The organism is Blautia sp. An81, from assembly GCF_002161285.1.
Taxonomy (GTDB): domain Bacteria; phylum Bacillota; class Clostridia; order Lachnospirales; family Lachnospiraceae; genus Blautia; species Blautia ornithocaccae.
Genome location: NZ_NFHH01000010.1, coordinates 136,794 through 144,813, shown reverse-complemented (window position 1 = coordinate 144,813; position 8,020 = coordinate 136,794). Strand labels below are relative to the sequence as shown.

Genomic DNA, 8,020 nt, shown 5'->3' with positions numbered 1-8,020 from the left:
TCCATCGTAAACAAAGTGAGTGATAGGCCGCAAATAAAATGAGCCGGCTCAAGCTAACCCCACTTAAAAGGACGCAGATAATCTGCTGATTTTAGTATCATTTAATTTGCTGAATGACAATTAAAGTTACATCAGACAGTACTATTATTATTTACTATACGCCAAAACAAGAGCCTTCAGTTTCAGGAGCTGTTAAATTTTATGATTATACGGTAAAAGCAGGAATTGGTGAGGGATACTATCACTGGGAAAACGATACATATTATTCCTTCAATATGCTGGGAGATGGACAAAAATTAACGGCAGGTGAATCCGGACAGAATTACGATAGATATAAATATAATGTTATTGTTAATGGTAAAAATGCAAATGAATGGACTGGTGGAGATAGTGTTGTTCAAGGATTATTAAGGGGACTTGATGAAGAAGGAAATGTAGTATTTAATTATCCAGAACCGGGATTTTTTGAGGATAGTGATGCTACCATTACATATGATGATGGACAAACCCGATATTTGAGACGCATATATAATGATTATACATTGGAATTTGAGCAGAAAGGAGATTCTTATACTTTAAAATCTGTTAAAGATAGTGCAGATCGAATAACAACAAATGCAGGAAAAGATTTCTTTCCGCTGGATGGTGTCCGTGTGGACTATGAAGAAGCCAATACTACAAAGGCTGATAGTAGTTTGGGAGATGACTACAATGATAAACATACAAAACATAATTATTACTTTGGGATGCGCTATGATGTGACATTCAAAATTGGTGATTATATAGGACCATTGAACTACAGCTTTACAGGAGATGATGATCTTTGGGTCGTCTTAGATGGAGATGAGGTAGTCATTGATTTAGGTGGAATTCATAATGCAGCAACTAAAGAAGTAGATTTATGGGACTATATAGGTTATCCAGAAACTCTTACAGAGGATGAAAAACAACAGGAGCATACCCTTACAGTCCTTTATATGGAACGAGGTGCAGGTGAATCCAATTGTTCTATGAATTTTACACTTCCTTCTGCGAGAATATCAGAAGTTACAAATGTACCCATGGCGGATCTCTTGTTAACAAAAGTAAATAAGAAAGGAGAGGGGTTGGAGGGAGCACGATTTGAGCTGGTAAATCAAGCAACAGGTGAAACCCAGTCATCTACATCTACCTCCAATGGTACTGTTCAATTTACAAAGCTTAGAGTAGGAACTTATACACTAAAAGAAAATGTAGCACCAAATGGGTATATGCCCTCGTTAAGTAATTGGATTGTAAAAGTGGAGCTAGATGAGAATGGGGCAGCAGTAGCTACGATGTATTTATCTGATGGAACAACAGAATACACAAATAAAAAAGGATCTTATTATCAGATTCTAAACTTGACAGAAGAAGAACAAGTAGATTCTGCTATGGACTATGATAAAACCGTCAAACTTGATGATTGGAATGAGCGAACTTATGATATAACAATTTCTGCCTCATCAAAACTTACATCTACTACGACAGAAGAAAAAGATGCGATATCTAATACTATGCTGGTATTAGATACATCTGGAAGTATGTTGTATGAACATACCAATATGGGCGATACGACATATAATGACGAGTATGGATTTGCTCGAATAGGAAAATATGTAAACGTAAAACAAGAACTTGATACAACAAAAGTTTATTATTTCAGCGGTGATAAGACGAAAGTAGAATATAAAGAGGGCGGATATACTTGGTCATATACTAATGCCAAACAACCTATGATTTATCAAGATGGAGCATGGATCTATTATAATGGAAATAGTTGGCAAACTATAAATAAATCAAGCAACACTTATGTTTATACAATAGATAGTAGTCTGACAGGATTAAAAGAAGCTGCCATCGCATTTACTTCTGCTATAGGAGAAGCTTCTCCTGAAAGTAAGATAGGTATTGCAACATTTAATTCGAGAGGGGACTTAAGAGAGGAACTTACATCTCTTACAGAGACAGAAGATTTAGTACGGAGCATTGGTTCTATTTATGCTTCAGCTGGAACAAGACCTAGTTTAGGATTAGAGCTGGCTAGGGAAGAATTAAGTGAAAACCGAGATCCGGAGAAAAAAGATGTTAAAGAATATGTGATTTTATTTACTGATGGAGATCCAGATGATGGATGGAGTACAGCTGCGGAAACGGCGGCAGATTCTTTGAAGCAGGAAGGTGTCGTTATATATACAGTGGGTCTTAATCTATCTAATGCTAGAAAGGAATGGTTAAGAGATGAAATTGCTTCAGAAGGATGTGCATTAACAGCAGAAAATACAGACGAATTAAAAGAAATTTTTAAGAAAATCCAAGATACTATCACAAGTAATCCGGAAATAAAAAATGCAGAAATAAAAGATGTGATTGATCCAAGATTTGTAATTTTAGACGATAGTGGAGAACCGATCACTAAGGAGTATCCGGGTATTGAAAATGGTATTACATTAGAAAATGGTGGTACTGTATATTATGATACAACCACGGGGTATCAGTATATTGTATGGACGGAACAGACAATCCCAAACAGTGCAAAGGGAGAAGAATGGAGACAATCTTTTAAAGTACAAGCAAAAGAAGATTATATAGGCGGAAATAATGTAACTACCAATATTGAACCTGACTCTAAAATTAGTACTGGGTACGGAGATGCAGTTCTTCCTCAACCGCCGGTAAATGTTAAAGCCGACCTAGAGGTGGGAAATAAGGAAGTTACCATATATAAAGGTGATAGTGTTCCCACAGAGGAGGCAATAAAAAATGCGTTTTTTGATTCTGCAAACATCAATACAGAGTATGAAGGTGTTGAAGAAAACGACTTTATCTTTAACTGGTATTCAGATGAAAACCTGACGCAGGAAATTACTGGAGGATTTGAAGCTTTAAATAGCCAAAAACCAGAAAGTGATACCAAATATTATTTAAAAGTCACATATAATGCAGGAAGTTCGTCAGATAAGAGTGAAGAAAATACAACTAAGGATGGAAAAACATATATTGCGGGCTATGACGATGGAATAGAAGATACCTTGGTACAGGCTGTTAATAAAACGGATTCAAGTAAGCTTTATGGTATTTATACGGTTCATGTAATTTCAGGAGAGATACAAATTACAAAAAAAATAGAAACAACAGGGAATGATCCAGAACAATCATTTACTTTTAATATCAAAAAGGATGGAGAGGACTTTAAAAATATTACTATAACAGTTCCGCAAGGAGAAACAGAAGTTACGTATAGTGGAGATGAATTAAAGGGATTGTCTCGTGGTGAATATGAAATTACAGAAAGCACTGCTAATGGATACGATATAAAAGAATGGGATGTAGGAGATGATACAGACTGCGAGAATTTACTGAGTAGAGATAACTCCAAAATTACTTTTACCATGGGAAAGGATGTGAATGGAAATAATGTAATTTCGTCCGATTATACATATACGAAGGATGGAGTTAAGGGCATAGTGACATGCATTAATGAAAAAGTAATTGATGACTGGGGAATTCTTAAAGTAAGTGCTAATGACAGTAGTTTAAAACTTCAGGGAGCTGTATTTGAGCTAAAGAAAGGCGACATACTTGCTTATACAGGAGAATCAGATGAAAATGGTAAAATTATCTGGAAAGAAAATGGCCAAGATATAGAAAAACTTCAAGAAGGCACATATATTTTAACTGAAAAAACAGCACCTCAGGGATATATGAGAAGTGAAGAAGAATGGACGATTAATATTAATAAAGACGGAAAGTTGAAGTCCATTACTAGTAATAGTGGAGAGAGTATAGAATCTACTGGTCCAACAGCAGATGACTCTACAGTTTATTATTATTATAAAGATAAGACTTTTTATTCACTTCCTTCGTCCGGAGGCCCGGGAATCTTCTTGTATATGATTGGAGGAACATTGCTACTTATGGCAGGTTCCCTGATGATATATATCAATCGACGCAGGGGGGTGCTGAGAAAATAGGGATATGACGAATTTTTTCAGCGGCCCCGGCGCCGCAAAAGACAGCATAGGAAGGCAGGATAAAAAACGGGAAATCCGAAAAAGAAAAGGAGACAAAATATGAAGTTAAAAAAAGTATTAGCCATATTAATGGCATCAGCAATGATCATGGGAATGTCTATGACGACATTTGCAGCACCGGTCTCTCCAACTCAAGGAGCTACGATTACAATTAATCAAGTACCAGATGATGCTATAGTAAATTATCTACAGATAGTAAAGCCTAATAATGAAGAACCTTCAGGATGGGAATTCACAAATGACGATGACCATAGTATTGCAACTGCATTTATTAAAGGATATTTGGGTGATGGCGCAGAATATTCAGATGAAAATGCAAGAACAGCAATTGAGGATTTGCTTGAGGATGCTGAAAGTACAGATAATGGGAATGTCAATGCAGGTCATTCCCATGAGGATATAGGCAATATTTTATTAGGTCTTACCAGTAAAGCTCAAAACTCTGTATCTGTAAATAATGACACAAATACAGCATCGTTTACTACAGCTGATGACATTGATTCAGCAGGATTATATTTAATTACTGTTGAAAAGGAAGGTTATACATCTGTTCCTATGTTGGTTTATGTAGATTATGAGCCAACGACTGGAGCCTTAACGGGAACAACACAAGCAGAGGCAAAAATTTCTGATAATTCTATTACTAAAAAAGGTAGCGAAGCAGGAGATCTTGGCGGCGATACAGATAGTGATAATGATAATGATCAGGTAGTAGCTATTGGAGATATTGTCACATACGAAATCAGTATGAGGGTTCCGTATGTGTCACCAGAGAAATTTGATGCTGAAACAGCCCCTTCTTTTATCATCTCGGATGAAATTACTGGCGCTACATATGAGAACTTAGCAAATGCTACTATAGAGATGGATGGAGTGCCTGTAGTAGGCAGCGATGGAATCCCTGTTACAATCGTGCAAGGTACAGGTGATAAAGCCAATACTTTTACCGTAGATTTAAGTAGTGTATTAAATAAGCAGAATAGTAATGCAAATAAGGAAATTGTAATCACTTACAATGCAAAAGTTACCGAAATTACAGTAAATAACACTGCAAAAGGCCATACTCCGGGAAGTGACATTGATACAGAGGATCCACATAATTTCTATACAGGTCAAATTACCATGACAAAATATAATGAAAAGAAGGAAGGTGAAGGGTCAGTAACGCTTGCAGGAGCTGGATTTGAAGTAAGCAAGGGAGAATCTGTAAATAATACTGCACTTCACTTTAAGGCTAAAGATACTAATGAAGACGGAGAGCCAATTCCAGGTGCTTATATATATGATCCGACAGGAAGTATTACTGAAGTATTTACCGGGGATGATGGTACATTAATCATTGAAGGTTTAGATGTTGGAACTTATTGGTTTACAGAGAAAACCGCTCCAGAAGGATATTCGATTAATACTACTTCATCAAAAGCTGTTTTGACAACTAATGGTAGTACAGAAATAACACAGAATCTTACGGCAGAGACTGATATGACAGATACTAAGCTTTCCTCTCTTCCGTCCACCGGTGGAATCGGTACAACAATCTTCACCGTTGGTGGTTGTGCTATCATGATCGCAGCAGCAGGTCTCTACTTTGCAAGCCGCAGAAAACAAGAGAACAAATAATCTGACCTTGCATAGTGACATGCGATGACAGACACTATGAAATTGATTAATAACCATTGATACATAAGTATCTTCAAAAACTTACAGATGATTAGAAGCTGTGAGATACGGTTAAAAAGATTGCTTTGATAAAATAACCGTGCATTTTACCAGACTCATACGGTTCGAAATTCTAAAATGCGATTTTGAACCGTATGAAAACCTGGTTTTATACGGCTCATATTAGAGATTCTGGAAAAGCAACCGTACTTTTATCAAAATAATACGGCTTAAAATCAGAAGATTAAAAAGACAACCGTATTCATTACCGAAAAACTACGGCCTAAAATCGGAAGATTAAAAAAGCAACCGTATTCACTTCCGAAAAACTACAGTTGAAAATCAGGAAATTGAAAAAGTAACCGTATTACTCAAAAAAATATACGGCTCAGAACCAGGAAATCAAGAAACTAACCGTATTCGACCCAGAAATATACCGCTGAAAATCAGGAATCCCTGAAAGAACTGTATTTACCCTGAAAATATTACTAAATTATTCAATAACAAAAACTACAACAACAAGGAGAGCCCGGATGAAGAAAAAATCTATTACAACTTTAATTATTATACTGTTTTTCTTGGCCGGTTTGTCCTTGCTGCTGTATCCGTTTGTTGCCAACCAATGGAACAATTACCGGCAGAGCCGGCTGATCAGCAGTTATGACAGTGCTGTATCTCAGATGGAGTCTGAGGGAAGTATTGATTATGAAGCGGAATGGGCGAGAGCTAAGGCTTATAATGATGCCCTTCTTCCGTCTATCCTTCCTGACTCTTTCGCAGTGGCAGAGGCATCTGATGAACCTGACGAAGAGTATATGGCTTGTCTGAATATTGCAGGAGATGAGATGATGGGAACTGTGGAGATTCCAAAGATCAACATTGAACTTCCCATTTACCACACTACTGATGAAGATGTCCTGGAACGGGCTGCTGGTCATCTGGAGGGAAGTTCTCTTCCAGTAGGAGGAGAAAGCACCCACGCAGTAATTTCTGCACACAGAGGTTTGCCCAGTGCTTCCCTTTTTACAGATTTGGATCAACTGGAAGAGGGAGACCATTTTCTCCTTCATATACTGGATGATACCCTGGCCTATGAGGTGGACAAGATTTCTGTAGTAGAGCCGGAAGAAACCCAGGATCTGGCTGTGGAGGAAGGAGAAGATTTGGTAACTCTTCTGACCTGCACCCCTTATGGAGTGAACAGCCACAGACTTCTGGTGAGAGGCCACCGGGTTCCATATGAACCGGAAGCTATTGCAGATGAGCAGCCGCCTCTGTTTGGCGGAAGCCTCCACACTAACTATCTGCTTTGGGTAATCATAGGGCTTCTGATCACCGGAGGATTTATCGCCGGGCTGTATGTCTATGATAAGAAGAGAAAGCAGCATAAGGAAGGTGAGGACGGTTCATGAAAAAGAAGATACCGGGAATTCTCTTTGGACTGTTGTTTCTCATCGGATTTGGAATTCTGGTATATCCTACAGTAGCAGACCAGTGGAATACCTACCGTCAGAGCCGGCTGATCTCTTCCTATGAAAACACCATAGAGGAGATGGAGCCGGAGGACTTTACAGCAGAATGGGAGAAGGCCAGGAGCTTCAATGGCACCCTGACCCAGAACAGCATCTACGGAGATGTATTTGGGGAAGAGGATCAGAAGCTGGAAGAAACCGAATACTGGCAGGTCCTGAATGTAGGCGGAGACGGTGTTATGGGATATCTGTCTATTCCTAAGATCAATATAAAGCTGTCCATTTACCACGGCACATCGGACCAGGTCCTGCAGACTGGAGTAGGGCATTTAAATGGGACCAAGCTTCCCATAGGAGGGGAGAGCACCCACAGTGTTCTGGCAGCCCACCGGGGACTTCCCAGCGCCAGATTGTTTACGGATATTGACCAGCTGGAAAAGGGAGATAAATTTTACATTCATGTGCTGGATGAGACTTTGGCTTACCAGGTGGATCAGATTTTAGATATGGTGGACAAAGATGACACTGAAACTTTAGAAAAAGCCCTTCAGATAGAAGAAGGCAAAGACCAGGTTACTTTATTTACCTGTACCCCTTATGGAGTGAATTCCCACCGGCTTTTAGTCCGGGGAACCAGAGTTCCCTATGAGGGAGAGGAAGAAGTCAGCAGCACTCCAGTAGATACTATGCTGCAGGCAGTACAGAATTATTACATGTTATATCTGATACTCGGTTTATCCGTGACATTGTTGATCATACTGTTCCTGAGATTCCTGATGAGACCGGGAAAGAAGAACAGAAAATCATAGACTTTCCGAATAGAAAAAATCAGAGGAG

At 38.6% G+C, this 8,020-nt stretch carries 4 protein-coding genes; all 4 read left to right on the top strand.

Going from position 1 to position 8,020, the window contains the following annotated elements; all coding sequences use genetic code 11:
• Window positions 1–113: 113 nt before the first annotated feature.
• The 4 genes from B5G33_RS10755 (at window position 114) to B5G33_RS10740 (ending at window position 7,992) form a co-directional block, all read left to right on the top strand.
• Complete coding sequence (locus B5G33_RS10755; protein ID WP_087417652.1) at window positions 114–3,992, top strand: SpaA isopeptide-forming pilin-related protein; 3,879 nt, start codon at window positions 114–116, stop codon at window positions 3,990–3,992.
• Between the two features lie 99 nt (window positions 3,993–4,091).
• On the top strand, window positions 4,092–5,672 hold the full coding sequence (locus B5G33_RS10750; RefSeq protein WP_087417651.1) for a SpaA isopeptide-forming pilin-related protein: 1,581 nt from the start codon (window positions 4,092–4,094) through the stop codon (window positions 5,670–5,672).
• Between the two features lie 572 nt (window positions 5,673–6,244).
• Window positions 6,245–7,123, top strand: a complete 879-nt coding sequence (locus tag B5G33_RS10745; protein ID WP_087417650.1) for a class C sortase — start codon at window positions 6,245–6,247, stop codon at window positions 7,121–7,123.
• Window positions 7,120–7,992, top strand: coding sequence for a class C sortase (locus B5G33_RS10740; protein WP_087417649.1), 873 nt, complete (start codon window positions 7,120–7,122; stop codon window positions 7,990–7,992). The genes B5G33_RS10745 and B5G33_RS10740 overlap by 4 nt, the downstream gene beginning before the upstream one ends.
• Window positions 7,993–8,020 lie beyond the last annotated feature (28 nt).